21 protein-coding genes, 2 tRNA genes and 1 pseudogene are annotated in these 21,518 nt (G+C 60.5%); 12 read left to right on the forward strand and 12 right to left on the reverse strand.

Features of this window, described 5'->3' with window-relative positions; all coding sequences use genetic code 11:
* The first annotated feature begins 115 nt into the window (after window positions 1-115).
* A complete protein-coding gene (locus tag BM167_RS07965; protein WP_092891301.1) occupies window positions 116-406 on the forward strand; it encodes a hypothetical protein in 291 nt (96 codons plus the stop codon).
* Between the two features lie 277 nt (window positions 407-683).
* On the opposite strand, the gene BM167_RS07970 is transcribed toward BM167_RS07965, so the two are convergent.
* Both BM167_RS07970 and BM167_RS07975 read right to left on the reverse strand, forming a co-directional pair.
* A tRNA-Leu gene (locus tag BM167_RS07970) sits at window positions 684-767 on the reverse strand.
* A 62-nt stretch (window positions 768-829) separates the two neighbouring features.
* The gene (locus BM167_RS07975) at window positions 830-1,153 is read right to left on the reverse strand and encodes a hypothetical protein (RefSeq protein WP_092891303.1); all 324 of its coding nucleotides are present in this window, start codon (window positions 1,151-1,153) and stop codon (window positions 830-832) included.
* A 103-nt stretch (window positions 1,154-1,256) separates the two neighbouring features.
* On the opposite strand from BM167_RS07975, the gene BM167_RS07980 reads away from it, so the two are divergent.
* Entirely contained in the window at window positions 1,257-1,739 is a 483-nt protein-coding gene (locus tag BM167_RS07980; protein WP_092891305.1) for a DUF309 domain-containing protein, read from the forward strand.
* A 70-nt stretch (window positions 1,740-1,809) separates the two neighbouring features.
* Window positions 1,810-2,628: a M14 family metallopeptidase gene (locus BM167_RS07985; protein ID WP_092891307.1), complete on the forward strand. Its 819-nt coding sequence runs from the start codon at window positions 1,810-1,812 to the stop codon at window positions 2,626-2,628.
* A gap of 55 nt (window positions 2,629-2,683) precedes the next feature.
* Here BM167_RS07985 and BM167_RS07990 read toward each other — a convergent pair whose 3' ends face one another.
* Window positions 2,684-3,133, reverse strand: coding sequence for a UPF0179 family protein (locus BM167_RS07990; RefSeq protein WP_092891309.1), 450 nt, complete (start codon window positions 3,131-3,133; stop codon window positions 2,684-2,686).
* Window positions 3,130-3,579: a DUF5820 family protein gene (locus tag BM167_RS07995; RefSeq protein WP_092891311.1), complete on the reverse strand. Its 450-nt coding sequence runs from the start codon at window positions 3,577-3,579 to the stop codon at window positions 3,130-3,132. Before BM167_RS07995 ends, BM167_RS07990 begins: the two co-directional genes overlap by 4 nt.
* Before the next feature lie 496 nt (window positions 3,580-4,075).
* On the opposite strand from BM167_RS07995, the gene BM167_RS08000 reads away from it, so the two are divergent.
* The 5 genes from BM167_RS08000 (at window position 4,076) to BM167_RS08020 (ending at window position 12,407) form a co-directional block, all read left to right on the forward strand.
* Window positions 4,076-6,148 carry a PrkA family serine protein kinase gene (locus BM167_RS08000; protein ID WP_092891313.1) on the forward strand — a complete coding sequence of 691 codons (2,073 nt, stop codon included), beginning with the start codon at window positions 4,076-4,078 and terminating at the stop codon, window positions 6,146-6,148.
* Between the two features lie 7 nt (window positions 6,149-6,155).
* Window positions 6,156-8,435 carry a PrkA family serine protein kinase gene (locus BM167_RS08005; RefSeq protein ID WP_092891315.1) on the forward strand — a complete coding sequence of 760 codons (2,280 nt, stop codon included), beginning with the start codon at window positions 6,156-6,158 and terminating at the stop codon, window positions 8,433-8,435.
* Entirely contained in the window at window positions 8,426-9,748 is a 1,323-nt protein-coding gene (locus BM167_RS08010) for a YeaH/YhbH family protein (RefSeq protein WP_092891317.1), read from the forward strand. Before BM167_RS08005 ends, BM167_RS08010 begins: the two co-directional genes overlap by 10 nt.
* On the forward strand, window positions 9,745-11,754 hold the full coding sequence (locus BM167_RS08015; protein WP_092891319.1) for a SpoVR family protein: 2,010 nt from the start codon (window positions 9,745-9,747) through the stop codon (window positions 11,752-11,754). The genes BM167_RS08010 and BM167_RS08015 overlap by 4 nt, the downstream gene beginning before the upstream one ends.
* Before the next feature lie 89 nt (window positions 11,755-11,843).
* Window positions 11,844-12,407 carry a DUF7344 domain-containing protein gene (locus tag BM167_RS08020; protein ID WP_092891321.1) on the forward strand — a complete coding sequence of 188 codons (564 nt, stop codon included), beginning with the start codon at window positions 11,844-11,846 and terminating at the stop codon, window positions 12,405-12,407.
* Window positions 12,408-12,452: 45 nt separating this feature from the next.
* Here BM167_RS08020 and BM167_RS08025 read toward each other — a convergent pair whose 3' ends face one another.
* The 3 genes from BM167_RS08025 to BM167_RS08035 form a co-directional block, all read right to left on the reverse strand.
* Window positions 12,453-12,902, reverse strand: a complete 450-nt coding sequence (locus BM167_RS08025) for a disulfide bond formation protein B (protein ID WP_092891323.1) — start codon at window positions 12,900-12,902, stop codon at window positions 12,453-12,455.
* An 84-nt stretch (window positions 12,903-12,986) separates the two neighbouring features.
* A complete protein-coding gene (locus BM167_RS08030; RefSeq protein ID WP_092891325.1) occupies window positions 12,987-13,616 on the reverse strand; it encodes a DUF7344 domain-containing protein in 630 nt (209 codons plus the stop codon).
* Between the two features lie 456 nt (window positions 13,617-14,072).
* A complete protein-coding gene (locus tag BM167_RS08035) occupies window positions 14,073-14,324 on the reverse strand; it encodes a hypothetical protein (RefSeq protein ID WP_092891327.1) in 252 nt (83 codons plus the stop codon).
* Between the two features lie 176 nt (window positions 14,325-14,500).
* Between BM167_RS08035 and BM167_RS08040 the strand changes: the two are divergent.
* The 3 genes and pseudogenes from BM167_RS08040 to BM167_RS08050 all read left to right on the forward strand — a co-directional run.
* Window positions 14,501-14,809: pseudogene (locus tag BM167_RS08040) on the forward strand (permease); the annotation flags it as partial.
* 98 nt (window positions 14,810-14,907) lie between these two features.
* Entirely contained in the window at window positions 14,908-17,136 is a 2,229-nt protein-coding gene (locus tag BM167_RS08045) for a copper-translocating P-type ATPase (RefSeq protein WP_177213318.1), read from the forward strand.
* A gap of 118 nt (window positions 17,137-17,254) precedes the next feature.
* The gene (locus tag BM167_RS08050) at window positions 17,255-17,614 is read left to right on the forward strand and encodes an SHOCT domain-containing protein (RefSeq protein ID WP_245781349.1); all 360 of its coding nucleotides are present in this window, start codon (window positions 17,255-17,257) and stop codon (window positions 17,612-17,614) included.
* Between the two features lie 96 nt (window positions 17,615-17,710).
* Here BM167_RS08050 and BM167_RS08055 read toward each other — a convergent pair whose 3' ends face one another.
* The 3 genes from BM167_RS08055 to BM167_RS18435 all read right to left on the reverse strand — a co-directional run bounded on the left by BM167_RS08055 (window position 17,711) and on the right by BM167_RS18435 (window position 18,355).
* Window positions 17,711-17,998, reverse strand: coding sequence for a hypothetical protein (locus BM167_RS08055; RefSeq protein WP_092891331.1), 288 nt, complete (start codon window positions 17,996-17,998; stop codon window positions 17,711-17,713).
* Window positions 17,999-18,080: 82 nt separating this feature from the next.
* Window positions 18,081-18,239 (reverse strand): hypothetical protein, encoded by a 159-nt coding sequence (locus tag BM167_RS18430; RefSeq protein ID WP_177213319.1) that lies wholly within the window; start codon window positions 18,237-18,239, stop codon window positions 18,081-18,083.
* Between the two features lie 47 nt (window positions 18,240-18,286).
* Window positions 18,287-18,355: transfer RNA gene (locus tag BM167_RS18435), tRNA-Glu, on the reverse strand.
* A 148-nt stretch (window positions 18,356-18,503) separates the two neighbouring features.
* Here BM167_RS18435 and BM167_RS18105 point away from each other — a divergent pair.
* Complete coding sequence (locus BM167_RS18105; protein WP_143095486.1) at window positions 18,504-19,787, forward strand: hypothetical protein; 1,284 nt, start codon at window positions 18,504-18,506, stop codon at window positions 19,785-19,787.
* A 490-nt stretch (window positions 19,788-20,277) separates the two neighbouring features.
* On the opposite strand, the gene BM167_RS08060 is transcribed toward BM167_RS18105, so the two are convergent.
* Together BM167_RS08060 and BM167_RS08065 are read right to left on the reverse strand one after the other, a co-directional pair.
* Complete coding sequence (locus BM167_RS08060) at window positions 20,278-20,580, reverse strand: hypothetical protein (RefSeq protein ID WP_092891333.1); 303 nt, start codon at window positions 20,578-20,580, stop codon at window positions 20,278-20,280.
* A complete protein-coding gene (locus BM167_RS08065; RefSeq protein ID WP_092891335.1) occupies window positions 20,577-21,242 on the reverse strand; it encodes an HNH endonuclease in 666 nt (221 codons plus the stop codon). The genes BM167_RS08060 and BM167_RS08065 overlap by 4 nt, the downstream gene beginning before the upstream one ends.
* Between the last annotated feature and the right edge of the window lie 276 nt (window positions 21,243-21,518).

The following is a 21,518-nucleotide window of genomic DNA, read 5'->3' on the forward strand; positions in this document are numbered from 1 at the left end:
CGGTTCTCAAGCCCTGGGACACGCTCTCACGGCACCGCACGACATACTCTGAGAGACAATTAACTCAATTTCGAGTCTGAGTACCTTTTTATTACTCCCGACCGTTCGTTCGTGTATGCACCCCGCCGATGCGGTCCGACAACTCGAATACGCCGTTGCACCGACCACCGGTTCGTACGACTACGAGATAACCCACTGGGCAGACGCGTACGAAGACGTGTTCGCCGACGTGACGGAGCGTGGCGACCTCTACGACGTGATGAGCGTCATAGAACAGGTGTCCAAGGACTGCTCCGAGGACTCCCGACCGTCTCCGGAACAGGTGAAGGTAGTCGCCGATTCGGTTCTGACGGACGGCGGACGACCCCTCACCGACGGCGGCGACGAGATGGAATCGTCGGACTGACGGCGACACCTCCCTCCACATCGGTTTTTCTTCGTTTTCGCTCGACCCCCCGAGGCGCGGCCACGAGCAGTACCGCCGCTGTACCACGGTTACGCGGACGCTTCCGAAAGCGGCACCGTCTCTCTGCGAGAGATGCGGCGGGCGTCGTCGGACGCGGCGTCGCACGGGTTACTGCCCGTAACTCCCGTACTGGGAGAATAGAACGTCCGATATGTGCCGACGGGCGAATCTGCCGTCCGCACGCTATGCTCTGTGCGTTCGTTCGGGCCGGAGAAAATGCGAGGGGAGGGATTTGAACCCACGGACTCCTACGAGAGCGGATCTTGAGTCCGCCGCTTTTTCCTGACTTAGCTACCCTCGCGCGTGTAGAGGTGGGGACCCCCCGCCGCTAAAACGTTGCGAATCCGTGTCTGCGGACATCTCTCACCGACCCGACGGGCGCCGTTCGACGGCAGTGTCGGGTCGGTCGCCGAACGGTTCGGGCCGCGACGACCCGAACCGCTCTCGGACGAGGGGCGGAACCTTCGATTTCGCGAGCGAGAACACCCCGACGCCGAGGGCTGGGAGGACGACTGCGAGGAGAACCGCGAGGAGTCCCGCGCCGAACGGGGCCAACCCCACGCCCAAGAACGCCAGAACGAACACCGCCGCACGCGGGAGATTCTCCTCCACCACCGCCGCGACTCCCGCCGCCCAGTCGCCGATTGCGCCCGGCACCTCCGCCACTCGCTGTCTCGTCGTGGTCATACGTACACGATGGACGACACGACCCATAGCCCTTCGCCCCGAGCGACGTCCGAAGGGCCGAGTCGAGCGATGGGATTAGGTGACTCACGACCCGAACGGTGGTATGGACGAACACACCCGCGACCCGAGCGTCGCCCCGCCACTCGGGGACCCGACGGGGTGGCGAACGGACGAACGCGTGTGGGAACACGCGACGCTCCGTCGCGCAGTCGAACACGGCGTCCGTCTGTTCAACTCGGGCGACTACCACGAGAGCCACGACTGCTTCGAAGACGAGTGGTACAACTACGGTTCCGGAAACAGAGAGTCCGCCTTCCTCCACGGGATGGTCCAAGTCGCCGCCGGTGCGTACAAGCACTTCGATTTCGACAGCGACGCGGGCATGCGGTCTCTCTTCACGACCGCCTTGGAGTATCTCCGGGGCACGCCCGACGACTTCTACGGCGTCGACGTCGCGGATATCCGCGAGACGCTGACGGACGCGCTCGAAGACCCGACGGTCATCCACGGCTGGCAGATAACGATAGACGGCCAGAGACCCGAGGCGTACGACGCAGACTACGAGTACGCCGAGAGACTGGACTGACGCGGACGCGCGACGCGGCGTCTCGGCCCGAATCTTAACCCATTTCACCCTCCACCCGTAGAGTATCTCCATGCAAATCTACGAACTGGGGGAGGGAACGCCGGAGGTGGCCGTCGTCGGGACCATCCACGGCGACGAACCCTGCGGCGTCAGAGCCATAGAGCGATTCGTCGCGACGGAACCCGACGTGGAACGCCCGGTGAAACTCGTCGTCGCGAACGAGGAGGCTCTCGAAGCGAACGTTCGCTACCTCGAAGAGGACCTCAACCGCGTCTTCCCCGGCGACCCGAACGCCGACAGCCACGAACGCCGACTCGCCCACGACCTGCTTCGCGAGGTTCGGGGCTGTACGACGCTCTCTCTGCACTCGACGCAGTCGTACGGAAAGCCGTTCGCCCTCGTCGACACCGTCGGGGCCGTCTCGCGGTCTATCTGTCCGTTCTTGCCCATCGAGGAACTAGTCGAAACCGCGGAGTTCGTCGGCGGCCGCCTCATCGACCACGCCCACACCATCGACGTCGAGTGCGGCCTCCAAGGAACCGACGAGGCCGCGGAGAACGCGTACTGGCTCGTCCGGGCGTTTCTCGCCGCCACGGGCGTGCTCGCCGCACCTCTCGAAGAGGGGACCGAAGCCCCCCTCTCGTTGGAACGGCGCGGCGCGGACGAAGTGGCGGTCTACCGGATGCTCGAACGCATCCCGAAGGAACCCGCGAGCACGTACGAGGTGTTCGTGGACAACTTCGAACTCGTCTCGGAAGGCGACCGGTTCGCGGCGGCGGACGACCGAGAGTTCACCGCCGACCGCGACTTCTACCCGGTGCTTCTCTCCGCGTACGGGTACGAGGACGTGTTCGGCTTCGCCGCCGACAAAGTCGGAACGCTCGCCTGAGTCTCTCGACTCCCCCGACCCGTTCCGTTCTCTCCTGTCGTCTCGGTTCGCCGCGCTACTCCTCTTTGGGCGCGAACTCGACCAGCGTCAGGTCGCGGTCCAGATAGCAGGTGTCGTGCGGCGGGTCGCCGAGAACCTCGGCGATGCGGTACTCCGTTCCGAACTCCGCGCCGTCGGGCACGCAGTACTCGTGACTCGGACACTGCGTGTGCGGGCACGGCCCTTCGAGTGTGGCTTTGCTCCCGGCGTAGGTTCCCTTCGCGGAGACGTTCGCCGCCACCGGGGCGGGTTCGACTTCGACGGCGCGAACGCCGGTGTCGTGGACGGCGCACTCGAGCAGTTGCGCGTTCTCGCGGACGTCGGTCACGCGATAGCGGGTCCCCTCGGTGAGATTCAGACACTGCTTGCGGTACGGGCAGCCTTCACACAGTTCGGACGGACCCTCGTAGACGAACTCCCGTCCGACGTCCGCGAGACGGTCCCCGATGAGTGTGACCTTCGTCATTCGTCGTCGTCACTAGTCGAGCCGTCCGCATAACGTTGTGTGTCGCGTCCGGTCAGTTCGTCCAGTCTCTCGAAGTACTCCTCGCGCGGCACCTGATACAGAGACCGGTAGTCCACCTCGCCGCCGTCGAACTTCCGGGCGAGTTCCGCGGCGGCGTCCACCGCCGCCTCGCGACTGTCGTACGTCTCCGCCTCCGCGTCCACCTGTGGTTCGAGGTAGAGCGTCACGTCCCACGTCGGGTCCCGCGGCGTGGACCCCGGACGGGTCCCCCGCGACCCGTTCGAGACGAAGATGGTCGGGAGACACTCCGACGGGAAGTCGCTCTCTTTGAACACGTCGGGCCGGTAGACGAGGATTCGCCGCCCCTCGGGTTCGTCGTTCCACAACGTCCACCCCGCGGGCGCGTCGCCCTCCGTTTTGCCCTCTGCGGCGTCGTCGGCGTTCATGCGGCACCGTTCGTGACGGACGGGCAACACCCCTTCGGTCGGTCGCTCTCGCGCCCGACGACTACCTGTCAGTAATAAAGCAGCCCATACTCGGGAGAATTCACGCGTACTACCCCCTTCAGGTGTCCCATTTAGGCGTTCGGCAGATATTGCTCGCGGAAAGGCTTATGTATGTTGGTCACTCACACACATTCAGTCTCGGTCGACCGGACCGAGCGACCGACTCTCACCGGACCGCCCGCCGAACCAAGACGTTCTGTCGCTATTCGTCGACTCGTCGCCGTCGCCCACCGCCGACCCGTTGTGCGTCCGGAGAGGGTGGTATGGAGAAACATGCCACGAAACCGGGCTCGGACGAGCGGAGTTCAGACGACAGGTAGCGAGAGCTTCCGCGCCGAATTCGCTCGTCTCCGTCCGACGACGCTCGTGGGGCGTTCGTCCGAACAACGTCCCGAGCGTCCGGTCGCTCTTCCCGTCGAGACTCCGTCCCTCAACAATGAACGGTGATATCGAAACCCTCGCAGACCTGAGCAAGCACTACAAAGACTCCGTGCCCGCGGACCTCCGCGAGGCAAAGAGCTTCGATTGGTACCTGCAAGAGGTCTACGACGACCCCAGAATCGCTCGCAACGCCCACCAGCGCGTTGCTGACATGTTCGACCACTACGGCACCACCTACGACGAAGAGGCGGGTGTCGTCGAGTACCTGATGGCCTCGGAGGACCCCATACACGACGGGGAGAACACCTTCTACGGCCGCGAAGTCCACGAGTCCATCCACGAGTTCGTGAACAAGGTCAAGTCGGGCGCTCGCGGCCTCGGGCCGGAGAAGCGCATCAAACTCCTCCTCGGCCCCGTCGGGTCGGGTAAATCACACTTCGACTGGATGGTCCGCCGCTACTTCGAGGACTACACGATGACCGACGACGGTCGGATGTACACCTTCCGGTGGACGAACCTGACCGACGTCATCCGCGACCAAGACCCAGCGGACACCGTCGTGCAGTCCCCGATGAACCAAGACCCTCTCGTTCTCCTCCCGCAGGAGCAACGAGACGTGATCATAGAGCGTCTCAACGAGACGTTCGACGCGCCCTACACAATCCGGAACGACCAGGCCCTCGACCCGGCGTCGGAGTTCTACATGGACACCCTGCTCGCGTACTACGACGACGACTTGCAGGAGGTCTTAGAGAACCACGTCGAGATAATCCGCCTCGTCGCCTCCGAGAACAAACGGCAGTGCGTCGAGACGTTCGAGCCGAAAGACAAGAAAAACCAAGACGAGACGGAACTCACCGGCGACGTCAACTACTCGAAACTGGCGGTGTACGGCGAGTCCGACCCGCGAGCGTTCGACTACTCCGGCGCGTTCTGTAACGCCAACAGGGGGCTGTTCTCCGGCGAGGAACTGCTGAAACTACAGCGAGAGTTCCTCTACGACTTCCTGCACGCCTCCCAAGAGCAGACCATCAAGCCGTCGAACAACCCGCGCATCGACATCGACCAGGTCATCGTCGGCCGGACGAACATGCCGGAGTACCGCGAGAAGAAAGGCGACGAGAAGATGGAGGCGTTCAACGACCGGACGAAGCGCATCGACTTCCCGTACGTCCTCGAATACTCCCAAGAGTCCGAGATCTACCGCAAGATGCTCCGGAACGCCGACGTGCCGGACATGCACATCGAACCTCACACGTTGGAGATGGCCGGTCTGTTCGGCGTTCTCACCCGCATCGCGGAACCCGACGGCGGGAACATCACGCTCACGCAGAAGGCGAAAGCCTACAACGGCGAGATAGACGAATCCGACGACGTGGACGTGAAGAAACTCCGCGAGGAGGGCGAAGCGAAGTCCGACATCGCCGAAGGGATGGAAGGTATCTCCGCGCGCTTCATCGGCGACGAGATAGCCGAAGCCATCATGGACTCGACGCACCGCGGCCGGTCGTACCTCTCGCCGCTTTCGGTGTTCACCCACTTCGAGGAGAACTTGGAGAACCACGGCTCGATTCCCGAGGAGAACCTCGAACGCTACCACCGCTATCTGGAGATGGTGCGCGAAGAGTACAAAGAGCGCGCCATCGAGGACGTCCGCCACGCGTTGGCGTACGACCTAGACGAGATTCAGCGGCAGGGCGAGAAGTACATGGACCACGTCATGGCGTACATCGACGACGCGACGGTCCAAGACGAACTCACGGGGCGCGAACAGGAACCCGACGAGAAGTTCCTGCGCTCCGTCGAAGAGAAGTTGGAGATTCCCGAGGACAGAAAGGAGGACTTCCGCCAAGAGGTGTCGAACTGGGTATCGCGGCGCGCCCGCGAGGGACAGGCGTTCGACCCGCAGGACAACGACAGACTCCGCCGCGCACTGGAGCGGAAACTCTGGGAAGACAAGAAACACAACATCAACTTCTCGGCGTTGGTGTCCGCGAACGAACTCGACGACGACGAGCGCAACGCGTGGATAGACGCCCTCGTCGAACAGGGCTACTCACGCGAGGGAGCCCGCGAAGTGCTCGAATTCGCCGGCGCGGAAGTCGCAAAGAGCGAACTCGAGGCCTGATACAGTGATGGGACCGAAGAAGAACTACGTCCGTCGGGCGGACGAACGCCTCCGCGGCACCTACGAGGAGCCGATGAGCCTCGGCGAGTACGTCGACGCGGTGTTCGAACAGCCGTCGATAGCCTCGCACGCCTCGAAATACCTCGTGGAGGCCATCGAAGCGAAAGGCACGCGAACCGTCATCGAGGAGGGCGAGGAGCGACAGCGGTATCGCTTCTTCGACGACCCGGCAAACGACGGCGAACACGCGATTCTCGGCAACACCGAGGTTCTCAGCCGGTTCGTCGACGACCTCCGGACCATCGCCGCCGAACGGGGGAAAGGAGAGAAGATAATCTGGTTCGACGGTCCCACCGCGACGGGCAAGTCCGAACTGAAGCGCTGTCTCGTCAACGGCCTCCGCGAGTACTCGAAGACGAAAGCGGGTCGTCGCTACACCGTCGAGTGGAACGTCGCGGCCGCCTCCTCGGACACGCGCGGCCTCTCGTACGGCGGCGACACCGACGAGCAACGCGAGGACGACTGGTACGAGAGCCCGGTCCAGTCGCATCCGCTGTCGGTGTTCCCGGACGAGGTCAAACGCGAACTGCTCGCCGACCTCAACGACAGGGGCGGCGACCACATCCCGGTATCTCTGAACGAGAGCCTCGACCCGTTCTGCCGGGAAGCGTACGACTACCTCGAAGAGACGTACCGCCGGGCGGGCAAGCGCGAACTGTTCAGCGAAGTCACGGACCCGAAACATCTGCGCGTGAAAAACTACGTCGTCGACGTGGGGCGAGGCATCGGCGTCCTCCACTCCGAGGACGACGGGACGCCCAAAGAGCGACTGGTCGGGTCGTGGATGCCGAGCATGCTCCGCGAACTCGACTCCCGCGGGCGGAAGAACCCGCAGGCGTTCAGCTACGACGGCGTCCTCTCGCAGGGCAACAGCCTGTTGACCATCGTCGAGGACGCCACGCAACACGCCGACCTGCTTCAGAAACTGCTGAACGTCCCCGACGAGGGGCACGTGAAACTGGACAAGGGAATCGGGATGGACATCGACACCCAGATGGTCATCATCTCGAACCCGGACTTGGACGTCGAGTTGGACAAATACTCCGACAGAAACGGTCGGGACCCGCTGAAGGCGCTGAAGCGCCGCCTCGACAAACACGAGTTCCGGTACCTGACGAACCTCTCTTTGGAGACGGAACTGATCCACCGCGAACTCACCAACGAGAAGGCGGTTTGGGACGTCGAAGACGAGGCGGAACTGCAAGAGCGCATCCGGCAACCCGTCTCTCTCGACGTTCGCGAGGGGCCCGGTTCGGTGCGACGGCGAGAACTCGCCCCGCACACCGTCGAAGCCGCCGGGATGTACAGCGTCGTCACGCGCCTCGAATCCGAGGACGTGCCCGGCGAGTACGACATCGTGGACAAGGCACTCCTCTTCGACAGAGGCTACCTCCAAGAGGGCGACACGCGCGTCGAAATCGACCAGTTCGAGTTCGACGCCGACGACGAGGGGACGCACGGCATCCCCGTGACGTTCACCCGCGACGTCATCGCCGACCTCCTCCACGACGACAGGGACAGACACCACCCCGAACTCGACGTCGGTGCCGTGGTGATGCCGGAGGACGTCTTGGACGCGATGGCGGACGGCCTCCACGACGCGCCGGTGTTCTCGCGCGCCGAACGCGCCGAGTACGAAGGCCGCGTCGCCCTCGTCAAAGAGTACATCCTCGACAGACAGGAAGAGGACGTGCTCTCTGCGGTACTGGCGGAGAAGAACGTCGATCAAGCGACCGTAGAGCAGTACGTCGAACACGTCTACGCGTGGGCGGCGGACGAACAGGTGGAGACGGACCGCGGCCCCGCGGACCCCGACCCCCTCATCATGAAACTGTTCGAGACGGAGCATCTCGGTCGGTTCGACGAGAGCGAGTACGCCGGTAACGAACCCTCCTCGACGGTCGAGGAGTTCCGCCGCGAGAAGGTCATCACGGCGCTGAACCGTTACGCGTGGGAGAACCGCGACGAGGGGTTCACCGTCCGAGACGTCGAACTCTCGGAGATACCGGTCATCCGCGCGGTGCTCGAATCTCACGACTGGGACGACGTCCGCCGCCTCTTCGAGGACTTCGACCCCGCCCAGTGGGACGACCCGCCGGCGAACACCGAGACGGAAGCGGTGAAGGAAGCGACCATAGACCGGATGGTCGACGCCGGGTACAGTCCGGCCTCGGCCGAACTCACGAGTCGCGCTGTCATGCGCGAGGTGCGTTACAGATGGGACTGAGAGAAGACCTCGAACGGTTCCGCGAAGTCGGCGAGGAACGCCGCCAAGACTTAGAGCAGTTCATCAGTTACGGCAACCTCGGCGGGTCCGGCCCCGAGAACATCCAGATACCGATAAAGGTCGTCGACCTCCCGGAGTTCAAGTACGACCGCCTCGACCAAGGCGGCGTCGGACAGGGGAACGGCGACACGCCCGACGTGGGGCAACCCGTCGGCCCGCCGCAACCCGGCGACGGGGACGGCGACGGCGACGAGGACGGCGACCCCGGCGAGGAGGGCGCAGAGCACGAGTACTACGAGATGGACCCCGAAGAGTTCGCAGAGCAACTCGACGAGGAACTCGGCCTCGACCTCGAACCGAAAGGCAAGGAGGTCATAGAGGAGGTCGAAGGCGACTTCACGGACGTGACGCGCACCGGGCCGAACAGCACGCTCGACTTCGAGCGTCTGTTCAAGGAGGGTCTGAAGCGCAAACTGTCGATGGACTTCGACGAGGAGTTCGTCCGCGAGGCGATGAAAGTCGCGGGCCAGACGCCCGAGTCCGTCTACCGGTGGTGCCGCGAAAAGAACATCCTCGTCTCGCACGCGTGGGTCGAGGGCGCGTGGGACGACATCCCGGACGAGGAACGCGGCGCGTGGGACTCCTTCGAGGAGATGGAAGAGAACGTCGACCGCCAGACGACGCTCCAGCGCATCCGCCGCGAGGGACTCAAGAACGTCCCGTTCCGCCAAGAGGACGAACGCTACCGCCACCCCGAGATAGTCGAGAAGAAACAGAAGAACGTCGTCGTGGTGAACATCCGCGACGTGTCGGGGTCGATGCGCGAACGCAAGCGCGAACTCGTCGAGCGGACGTTCATGCCGTTGGACTGGTATCTCACCGGCAAGTACGACAACGCCGAGTTCGTCTACATCGCCCACGACGCCGACGCGTGGGAGGTCGAACGCGAGGAGTTCTTCGGCATCCGTTCGGGCGGGGGGACGCGCATCTCCAGTGCGTACCGCCTCGCAAAAGAGATACTCGACGAGCAGTACCCCTGGAGCGACTGGAACCGCTACGTCTTCGCCGCGGGCGACTCGGAGAACTCCTCGAACGACACGACGGAGAACGTCGTCCCGTTGATGGAGGAGATAGACGCGAACCTCCACGCCTACGTCGAGACGCAACCCGGCGGCACCGCGATCAACGCGACGCACGCAGAGGAGGTAGAGCGCTCGCTGAGCGACCGGGGTAACGTCGTCGTCTCGTACGTCTCCTCGCCGGAGGACGTGATGGACGCGATATACGAGATACTGAGCACGGAGCAACAATGAGCACGAAACGTTTCAGACTGACCGCGCGGCGCGAGGCCGAGTCCCTGGAGGAACCCGTCGAGGAGGCGAACGAACTCGCGAAAAAGCTCGGACTCGAACCGTACCCGGTCAACTACTGGGTCGTAGACCACGACGAGATGAACCAACTCATCGCCTACGGCGGGTTCCAGCGACGCTACCCGCACTGGCGGTGGGGCATGACGTACGACCGCCAACGCAAGCAAGACCAGTTCGGCATGGGCAAGGCGTTCGAAATCGTCAACAACGACAACCCGAGTCACGCCTTCCTGCAGGAGTCGAACTCCCTCGCGGACCAGAAGGCGGTCATCACGCACGTCGAGGCTCACGCGGACTTCTTCCGCAACAACGAGTGGTTCGGCCTGTTCGTCGGCGACACCGAACTCGACGCCGCGGCGATGCTCGAACGCCACGGGGAGGCCATCCAGTCGTACATGGAAGACCCCGAGATAGACCGCGAGGAGGTCGAGAAGTTCATCGACGCCGCACTCTGTCTCGAAGACACCATCGACCAACACCGAACCCTCGCCGACGCCCTCGATGGCCGTGACCGCGTCCAACCCGAGGACCTCCGAAAGCGTCTCGAAGAGATGGACATCTCCGCCGACGTGCGCAAGCAGGTGTTCGACGAAGAGTGGTTAGACGACTTCGCCGAAGCCGAGGCCGAAGCCGCGAAACTCGACCAACCGCGGAAAGACGTGTTGGCGTTCGTCCGCGAACACGGCATGCGCTACGACGAGGAGGAGGGCAGAGCCGTCGAGATGGAACCGTGGCAGAAGGACGTCTTGGACATGCTTCGGACGGAGGCGTACTACTTCGCCGCCCAGAAGATGACGAAAGTGATGAACGAGGGGTGGGCCGCCTACTGGGAGTCGCTCATGATGGGCGAAGAGCAGTTCGCGGGCACGGACGAGTTCATCACGTACGCGGACCACCAAGCCCGCGTCCTCGGGTCGCCCGGACTCAACCCCTACAAACTGGGCAAGGAACTCTGGGAGTACGTCGAGAACACGACGAACCGCGCCGAAGTCGCGGACAAACTCCTGCGCGTGAAGGGCGTCACGTGGCGGAACTTCCACGAGGTCATCGACTTCGAGGAGGTGAGCGAACGCATCCAACCGGACCCGGCGATAGACGCCGTCCGCGCGGAGACGCTCGACGACCTCGCCGCCTTCGACGAGGACGACCCGCGCATCGACTGGGAGACGCTCGACGCCGCCCGTTCGGGCGCGGACGTGGACGTAGACCGGTATCCGTGGAAGGTCCTCACCTACGAGGGTCTCGCGGAACGGCACTTCTCGCTCGTCAAACCGCAGAACCGCGGCTTCCTCCGGCGCATCCGCCGGTCGGAACTCGAACAGCTCTCGCGGTACATGTTCGACGACGAACAGTACGACACCGTCGAAGCGGCACTCGCGGACGTGGACTACGCGGCGGGCTGGGACCGGATGCGCGAGATTCGCGAGAGCCACAACGACGTGACGTTCCTCGACGCGTTCTTGACTCAAGAGTTCGTCACGGACAACAACTACTTCACCTACGAGTTCACTCGGTCGACGGACCAGTTCCGCGTCGCGAGCGTCGACTACCAGGACGTAAAGAAGAAACTGCTGTTGCAGTTCACGAACTTCGGAAAGCCGACGATAGCCGTCTACGACGGCAACTTCCGCAATCGAAACGAACTGCTGTTGGGTCACCAGTACAACGGCATCATGCTGGACGCGGAGGAGGCGAAAGGCGTGCTCGAACGTCTCTACGACATCTGGGGCCGACCGGTCAACCTCATGACTATCGTAAAGGAGTTCGACGAACACGAGGTGGAAGTCGCCCGTCGCCGCAACCGCGAACCCGTCCCGACGGAAGTCGGTAAACGAATCCGCTACGACGGGGCGGCGTTCGAGACGTACGACTTGGACCCGGAACTCGAAGAGCGCATCCAAGCGACCGATATCGACTACGACACGAAACCCGACGAGTGGCTGTCGTAGCTCTCCGGTGGCCACTCGTTACGGTCGTATTCGGTGACTGTCAATATAGGTTATATTCTTAACCCCCCGCCCGAGATGCAGAGACGAACATGTCTGCGGGTGGGGTCGAGTCGCGGGGGGCGACCGACGACGGAGACGGCGAGACGTTGGGTGAAGCGGAGATACACGACGTTCTCAGAAACGACAGGCGCAGACTCGTCATCGAACGCCTGCGCGAGGAGAGCGGCGAGGAGTCCGTCGCCGACTTAGCCGAGTTGATAGCGAGCATCGAGTCCGGCGAGTCGCCGCCGCCGCGCAACGTCCGACAGAGCGTCTACGTCTCGCTTCACCAGACGCACCTCCCGAAACTCGACGATTTGGGAATCGTGACGTACGACGACGACGAGAAGCGAGTCGCCATCGCGGAGGGGGCCGAAGAAGTCGCAGTGTACATGGAAGTCGTCCCGAAGTACGGCATCTCGTGGGCCGAGTACTACCTCGGACTCGGCGTTCTCGGCCTGCTTTCGGTGCTCGGAAACGGCGTCGGCGTTCCGACGCTCTCGGCTCTCGACCCGACGTACGTCGCCGCGGCATTCCTCGCTCTCGTCGTTCTCTCGGCGGCGTACCAACTGCTGGAGCAACGGAGTTCGCTCCTCCACAGACTGCGGGAGTGAGTCGAGGGGCCGCAAACCGAACCGCGTTCTACGGTCGTCAGACCGTCACGAGATACTTCGCCGGGCGTTCGCCGCCCACGCGTCCTCTCTGGTAAGCGCCAGCGTCGCGGCGAGGCCCGTTATCAGGAGGAACGCCAGAAGTGACAGGCGCGGAATCGTGAGCAGTCCGCCGAGCATCGCGTACTGAATCGACGCGCATCCGCCGCCGAGCGAACACGTTCCGCCGCCGGGCGCGACTTGGAGGTAGACGTGATACGACGAGACGACGACGCCGAGTGCCGACAGCGGAAGGACGGTCCAAAACACCGTCCTGCGCCGTTCGACGGCGGCGACGCCGAGGACGACCACGAGGGGGTACATCAGAATCCGCTGGTACCAACAGAGGTCACACGGCACCAATCCGAGTCCGAGACTGAAGTAGAGGCTTCCGGCGGTGGCGACCGCAGCGACTGCCGTCGCGGCGGCGAGAACGACCCGCGTCCGGCGAGTGGACATGTGTTCGACGGCGCATCGAACGCTCTTCAACGTGTCGTTGGTTCGGTCGGTGGCGCGAGACTGCGTCCGATGAGACGGCGAGCGTCACTCGTCGCCGCCGGTGTCGGCGGCAGTCTCGTCGGCTCGGGTCCGACTGGGCCGGGCGGAGTCGGGCGGTTCGGCGTCGGCGTCGACGGTCGCAGAGCGAGTCTGGTACGCGTGAACCACCGCCGACGCGGCAAAGAGGCCCGTCACGAGAGCAGCGTAGGCGATGTCGGAAAGCAACGGGAAGGGAAAAAGTCCGGTCCACGCGAAGGTGACGACGAGCACGGACAGTCCGGACAACGCGAGGTAGTAGAGAGGCCACGACGCCACCGGTTCGCTCTGGACCTGGAGGTACGGTTCTAACTCGGCGGCTCTGTCGGTGAGGTTCACCGACCCCCCGTCTCGGTCGTAGACGACGACGCCCTCGTCGTCGAGTTTCGGGAGGTGCGTCTGGTGGAGCGACGTGTACACCCGCTTTCGCTGCTTGTACGTCAGGTCCTCCATCTCGACGCCGTTCTCCCACGCTGCGACCTGTTTCGAAAGCTCTCGAACGGAGACGGTTCCCGACCCCCGGTGGAGGTGATGGAGGACCAGACGACGCCTGCGATTGCTCAGCACGGAGAAGATGTCGTCTTTCGTCAGGCGCTGTCTTCGGTCGGCGTCCGCGAAGAGTCGCTCGGTGTCTAACACGTCTTTCCTCCCCTCACTCTCCCTGTAGTTATTCTAGCGGCAGATATAAACTACCCCCTCGAAACGGCCGTTTCCGCGGGAATCCGGTTCGGTCTCGGTACTCTCTTCGGTCGCCGCCGAACCTACACTACGGAGAGACACCGCCAGAATCGGGGTCCGCCCTCGAACTCGCCGTCGCGTTGCTCGACTGCGGCTATCGCCCCATCTGCGCTTCAGTATCTCTCGACTGCCTCCTCAGTGTTCTCTTCGATACTCTGGTCCGGCGATTCGGGCGTTCCACTCATCCAAACAACTCACTTAGTACCGCAGATTTCGTCGGCTCCAGTTCTTCCGGCCCGCCCATCTCTCGAAGGGAATCACCTGTCGGGTCGAAAAAGGCGTTACAGCTCTCACATTCGACGACTCTGACTTGTCCACCCTCTACACGTATCCGACGCTTCTCTACGTGATCTGGTCTCAGTCCAACTTCACGGGGCGTAGAACGGTCAGTTCCTCGACCTCGTACTCTACCTCACTATTCAGATTCAGAAGAGACGGCTCTGCCCGAGAGAATTGATATCTCCCGCCTCGATTTCCCTCGATCTCGAACGTACTCTCGTCAGAACCGCCTTCGACCACCTCCTGCGGTACCGCACGACCGTTCCAGAGGAGATAGTCGCCCTCCTCGACCTGCGCTAACTTTCTCAGGATATCTCGAGAAGCGTTCATCTCTGTCTATTCGACGACCCCGCTGATAGAGTCTTGGACGAAGGGGGTCCACGCATCTTCTGTTTTCGGCCGCTACTCACGGGACGCACAGGGGCTCCCTAGTCGAATCACCACCTGCTTGTCCACCGAGAAAGATCGATTCGACCCGACAGTACTGCTTCCGTGTCGTCGACCGAGTGATCGTTCCGCCGATCGTGGACGCGTACCGCGAGTACTACGGCACGAAGTTCGCGGCGATACTGTCGGGGATGATCTTCGTCTCGGCGGTGGTGACTGGCGTCTTCATCCACTGTCTCTTTCTCGGTGCCGGGTGGATCCCCGCCCGTTCGACCGCGACCATCGCAGAGGTCTCTATCGAACTGAACTACAAACTCGTGCTGAACGCCTTAGCGACGGTCTTCTTCCTGTTTCTCTACTGGCTCCATCGCTCCGATCCGACCGGAGGTGAAGGCGGGCACGAGGAACACACTCACACCGCAGACTAATCTCTGCGGTGAAATCGGATTCAAAGCTCGAATAAGCACATCGGCACAGGAGACAACCATCACCCTCGTTAACGTAGCTCGAGACTGAGGATTCACATATGGACGACCACGATAAACCGAACGACGACCACTCAGGACATCACGACCACGAAGACCGTCCTCCCACTGACCACGACAGATCTACGACCAACGCAGATGACCGAGTAGAGCAGTCACTCCTCGAAGAGGAAGCCGACGCTGATGAGGCGACAGAACACGTCGAACATCACGGCGGTCACAACGGAGGCGAGCACGATCACGGTCACGGCGGAATGCACGAGGGCCACGAACAGATGTTCCGCCGGCGGTTCTTCGTCTCGACGCTCCTCTCGATCCCCGTCCTCCTCTACAGTGAGGCCCTTCAGGAGTGGCTCGGATTCTCCGTCCCGGCGTTCCCCGGGAGCGAATTGATTAACCCCGTATTCGCTGTGATCGTCTTCGCGTACGGTGGTGTTCCGTTCCTCCGGATGGCCATCCCCGAACTCCGGGACCGCTCACCGGGGATGATGACGCTCATCTCGATGGCGATCACCGTCGCGTTCGTCTATAGCCTGGCGAGCGTCGTCTTTCCCACGCAATCGGCGTTCTTCTGGGAACTCGTCACGCTGATCGACATCATGTTGTTGGGCCACTGGATCGAGATGCGGTCGGTCCGCCGGGCGTCGAGCGCGCTCGACGAACTGGCCAAGCTGATTCCGGATACCGCCGAACGTATCACCGAGAGCGGCGAGACGGAGGAGGTCCCCGTGAATGAGCTCAACGATGGAGACCTCGTCCTCGTGCGCCCCGGCGCGAACGTTCCCGCTGACGGCGTGGTCGACGAGGGTGACTCTGACGTCGACGAAGCGATGATCACGGGAGAGTCACGTCCTGTCTCGAAGGAACCCGGCGACGAGGTAGTCGGGGGTACCATCAACGGTGACGGCAGTCTCCGAGTTCGTATCACGGCGACGGGTGACGATACTGCCCTCGCGGGGATCATGCGACTCGTCGAAGAAGCCCAGCAGAGCAGGTCCAAGACGCAGATGCTCGCCGACCGCGCGGCCGGGTGGTTGTTCTACGTTGCGGTCGCATCAGCAGTAGTCACGACGGTCGCGTGGACGGTCGCAACCTCCTTCGGTGCACCAGTAATCGAGCGAGCCGTCACGGTACTGGTGATCGCCTGTCCGCACGCACTCGGACTCGCTATCCCACTCGTCGTCGCCATCAACACGTCGCTCGCCGCTCGAAACGGGATGCTCGTTCGCGACCGAATCGCCATGGAGCAAGCACGCGACCTCGACACGGTCGTCTTCGACAAGACGGGCACGCTCACAGAGGGAGAGCAGGGAGTCGTGGAGATCGAGGCGGTAGGCGACGTCACCCAGAACGAGGCGCTGGCACTCGCAGCCGCTGTCGAGGGCGACTCGGAGCACATGATCGCGGAGGCCATCCGCGAAGCGTCGGCCGAACGCGGGGTTACGCCGCAGAATGCGACGGGATTCGAGGCGATCAAGGGCCGCGGTGTTCGGGCCACGGTGGACGGTGAGATGGTGTACGTGGGCGGACCGAACCTCCTCTCGCAACTCGACAGCGAGGTCCCACCCGAACTCACGACGTTCGCCGACCGGGCAGGTGAGAACGCGCGCACAGTCGTCTATTTGGTTCGAAACGACGAGCCGGTCGCAGCCTTCGCGCTGGCAGACGTCATCCGCGAAGAGAGCTACCAGGTCGTAGACGCTCTCCACGAACTCGGCATCGAGGTGGCGATGTTGACCGGTGACTCCGAGGACGTCGCCCGCGCCGTCGCCGAAGAACTCGGAATCGACACCGTGTTCGCCGAAGTGCTGCCGGAGGACAAGGACAAGAAAGTCAGCGAACTCCAAGAACAGGGGAAGCTCGTCGCGATGGTCGGCGACGGTGTCAACGACGCGCCAGCGCTCACCCGTGCCGATATCGGCATAGCAATCGGGAGCGGCACCGACGTCGCCGTCCAGTCGGCCGACATCATCCTCGTGCAGAACAACCCGCTCGATGTCGTCCGTCTCGTCAAAATCAGCCGAGCGAGCTATCGGAAGATGCAGGAGAACCTCGTTTGGGCCGCGGGCTACAACATCTTCGCTATTCCGCTCGCTGCGGGCGTGCTCGCACCGATTGGCATTCTCCTCTCACCGGCCGTCGGAGCACTCCTGATGTCGCTGAGCACGGTCATCGTGGCCATCAACGCCCAGTTCCTCCGTCGCGTTGATCTTGACCTCCCATCGCTTCCGGGCGTCGCTCGGTCCGGAAGTCCTCGAGCAACAGACTGACCGAAGATCACGTCTCCTTCGGCCGTTTCTGAGCCACAGGTCGGAGTGCATGAAAGTCACTCCGCCCGGAGGTCGGTTTTATCGCTGTCTCCCGCTAATCACTAAACGAGGAGTCACTATATCGAGCCAGCATCGAGGCGACTCGCTACTTCGGATAGCCCTCATCGTACTCGCCGTTATCCTGCTACTTCCGCTTTTGATGATGGTGTTTGCGATGCCGATGATGGGCATGATGGGCTGGTGGGGTGGCGGAGGTCCCGGCACCGGAGTCTCACCGATCTGGGGCATCGGTATGATGCTCTCGTTCCTCGTCGTCCTACTCGGCGTCGGATACTTCCTCTACCGTGGTCTCGTGGGCGGTCAGGTCCTCGGGCACGACCGTGCGCTCGAAGAACTGCGGACAGCGTACGCCCGCGGTGATCTAACTGATGATGAGTTCGAACAACGACGAGAGCGCCTGCAACGAGACCGAGAGTAAGAGAGCCATGTATTTTCAATACTACTCGAAGCTGATCAGACCGGCGTGCGGAATAGAGAGGGGGGTTCAGTAGGTCGGTACGTATGGGAGAATCACCTACCTCCCCATACCGTGAGGGCCGTGGTGGGGGCTCTGGTGGTCTTGAGGACCGTAGGGTCCGTGGTGGTCACTCCCGCCGTGGTAGGGATGTTCACCCCAGTGGTCGCCGTGCTGGTGGGCACCCCAGTCGTTGTGCCAGCCCCACTGGTCGGAGACGTGTCCCACAGTCGAAACGGGGTCGGCGGCGACGTCTGAAACGGGGACGCCCGTCGCCACAGGGATGCCAAGCCCGAGTAGGACCAGGACGGCGAGGCCCGCCACAGTCAGTCGGGATATCGTGCTCATTAGTTTCACCTCTCACGTGAAAAGAGGACCTGAGCGGGGATAGCAAGCCCTCTGATTCCCAACAACCGAGAAGTCAACCGAGTCAGAACGCTCCGATGGCGAAGCCGATTTCCATGACGATGAGGACCGCACCGGAGGCGGTTCGGAGGTACGCGTGTACTGCCCGACCGTGCGCTCTCGATGATTGTGCCGTCGGGTCGGTGCTGTTCCGTCGAATCGTATCGGCCTGTGGGATGATCATGGTTTTGTCACTCCACGGCTGAAAACAGGCGGTAGAAGTCTTGAGAATGCTCGGTAGGGGATTTGAACCCCTGTCCTCGGCTCGAAAGGCCAAGATGATTGGCCGGACTAATTCGCGCGTCCCGCGCGAATATCGGACCGTCTATCGATTCTCGGCCTTTCTTTCACACGTGGTAGTCGATTATATGACTGCATCCAATATAAAACCCACATTCTCGGCCCCCCGCCGAATGAGATTCATTATCCTAGGCTGTCTATTGGGCGCATGGATGCTGACATTAAAGTGCTCATTGAGAAGGCGTCTAAACTAATAGATGAAGATGGTAGGTCTTCATTTAAACACGCAGATAGGGTCTCGACTTTAATTGCGCTAATCATAGAGGACTTGGATTTCCCTCGTAGGAAGTTCGGCTTGTCAGAACAGGCATTCGAAAGACATCTCAGACAGAAAATCGGCCAAATTGACACCAAGGGCGAGATTGATTCTGAATTCTATGACCTACTCGGAGAACTAAAGAAAGAGTTGGGCACTAGTGAAGAAGTAGAATACTCAGTAGTGTTTGCACTACCAATTAAGTTCCCGAATCAGAGAGATGACAGAGTGTTCGAATACCATGGAATAGAAATCAAACAAATTTCGCAGTCGGTCTGGGAGGATGATTTCCTTGAAATAGCACGGAACGACGCCTCGTTCGAAATACAACTTACGAAGTCACCATACCAACTACCAGATGACGGTTCATTCTGGAAGACAGAGACAACCGCTATTGACCCTGATTTCGCTCTTGAGAGAACGAGGTTCGCCCTAAAGACACTTCTGGGAGAAATTAACTTCTTAGAGCACTATGGATATGTCAAAAACTACCACGAACCGACCTCTCATCCTTGGCCGAGAGGCTGGAGCGATATCCTACTTCCATTTGCACTTCTGCTATTTCAAGAAGGTAAATTCGTCAAAGAAGACTTTTCAGAAGATGCTCGTCCTAGAACTGTAGTAGAAGTCACAGAAGAAGTAGTAGATAATATAGGTGACTTACCGACCTTTACTGGCGAATCCTACGAGGTTGACCAATACCTAATTTCTGGAATTCACTTCTTCTTTAGTGGAATAACTAATGCGAATAGAACTGGTGCATTTCTGGATTTCTGGCGAGGGTTAGAAACGTTGACTCTGTCTAGCCCAGGGGACACCTCAAGTGATATCACCGAAAGAGCAATAACGACCGTTATTCCAGATGAGGAAGATTTATTCGGCAAACACGTTGACAGTTTAGTTAATACTCGCAACAATCTTGTTCATGGTGACCTTAGCGTTGACATCTCTCAAGCGAACATTAACCTATTGAAGGATATACATGAAAGCCTGATTAACCTGTATATGCGAAGAAGAGACAAATGGACGGTGAGTGACATTAGATTTGTCCTTCATGAGTGTGATATTGATAAAACGGATAGGCTCCAACAGCAGAGGAATGCGAGGATGCAGAATTGTGAACGGATAGAACGGGAGATAGAGATATTGGATGAATTAATGACTGAATGGGAGTAAATACACATTCTCCACCGTCTTTGACATATAACTTGTTTACATACGTAGCGTGTACAACCTATAACTCACTTATATCCTCCAGAATGGGAAACTGGAGATTTCGACTGCATCTTCTTCACCGCGAAAAATCGCGGCAATCCGCTATCCCTTGGACAGAGTAGCGTTCTACTCTGTCTGCTTCCTCACACACCACTCATCCATCTCTTTCTGCATCTCCTCGGAGGTCTCACTGAAGATACCGCCGAGACGCCCTCCGAACTCGGAGTTCTACAAAATGGCATCGTTCCAAATTGCTTACGCTGGCGACGACAAGAAAACAGTCAAGCTCCAGACTTACCCACCAAGGGGCATTCACTTATTACCGTTTTAGTAGAAATCCCGGACATCAGTTGCACATCTCTCACCGAGAAAAAATCGCCAAATATTCTATCCATCAGAGGGCTCAGCGCCGATTAGCAGAAAATCCCCGATAGGGTAGAGCGCAGATGTGCTACAGGGAGACACCTCCCGAATCAGGGTCCGACATCACGTAGATGACCACTAGTTTGCTCGGCGTCTCTTTTTGAATCATCATCACCTGGAATCCCGCCCGGTCTTCGTGTCCGAAGAGTTCGTCCGTTTGTTCAAGTTCACCCTCGTAGCTCACTACCAAGACGAATCGGGTTCCACCTTCAAACTCATCGTCACGTTTCTCAACCGTGGCCGTCGCCTCATCTGCGCCCCAGTATCGCTTGACGGCCTCCTCGGTGTTCTCCTCGATAATCTGGTCTAACGATTCGGGCGTTCCACTCATCCAAACAACTCGCTTAGTACCGCAGATTTCGTCGGCTCCAGCTCTTCCGGTCCGTCTACTTCTTGAAGGTCATCACCAGTCGGGTCGAAGAGGGCCTTACAGTTCTCACACTCGACGACTTTGACCTTTCCACCCTCTACACGTATCCAACTCTTCGTTAATCCCGGTTGTCCACATGAAGGGCATCCACTGGTCTCCTCGTTAAGTTCCTTATCGACTTCTTTCTGGAAATAGCCCTTCTTCTCTGATTTTCCGAGTCTAACGGGGTCGTCGTCTCTTAGGTCATTCAGAGTAGGGTCCTCACTCGATGACGACCTCGTGCGAGACACAGCTGCATAGAGTGCATTACCGGCTCCAAGCGTCCACCACCCAGTTAGGGTGGCAACAGCAGCGTGACCTCCGAGACTACCCCAACCTCCTGACTCCGACTTCGCTGAAGGGGCCATGCGTCTACCGTGTATCGCGTTGTGGCACCCCTTACACATCGTCTTGAGGTTGCTCATCTTGTGAGTGCCACCCTTGCTTTTCGGAACGATGTGATGAGCATGAAGCTCTGCATTACCCTTCCATCCTCCTTTCCGTCCACAGTTCTGGCACTTATAGCTATCGCGCTGATAAACCTTCTTTCGGCGGGAGTTCCAATCTGAGGGATATTCAGCCATATAATGTATAATTGAGCTACATGAGTAATGGTAGTTCACATTAGTCCACTATCCTGAATGTATAGAAAAGATACTCAGTCAATCTCTACTCCCCGTAGGATAGTGAGCTCCTTCACATCGTATTCGGTAGAACTGTTGAGATTGAGGAGCCGTGGCTCTCCAGTACGATAGAACCGATATCTACCACCTCTGCTCCCTTCTACCTCAAACGTCATCGCATCTTTATCTTCGTCGACGACCGGCTGCGGAATCGTTCGACCGTTCCAGAGGAGATAG

It is taken from the genome of Halopelagius inordinatus (genome assembly GCF_900113245.1).
GTDB lineage: Archaea > Halobacteriota > Halobacteria > Halobacteriales > Haloferacaceae > Halopelagius > Halopelagius inordinatus.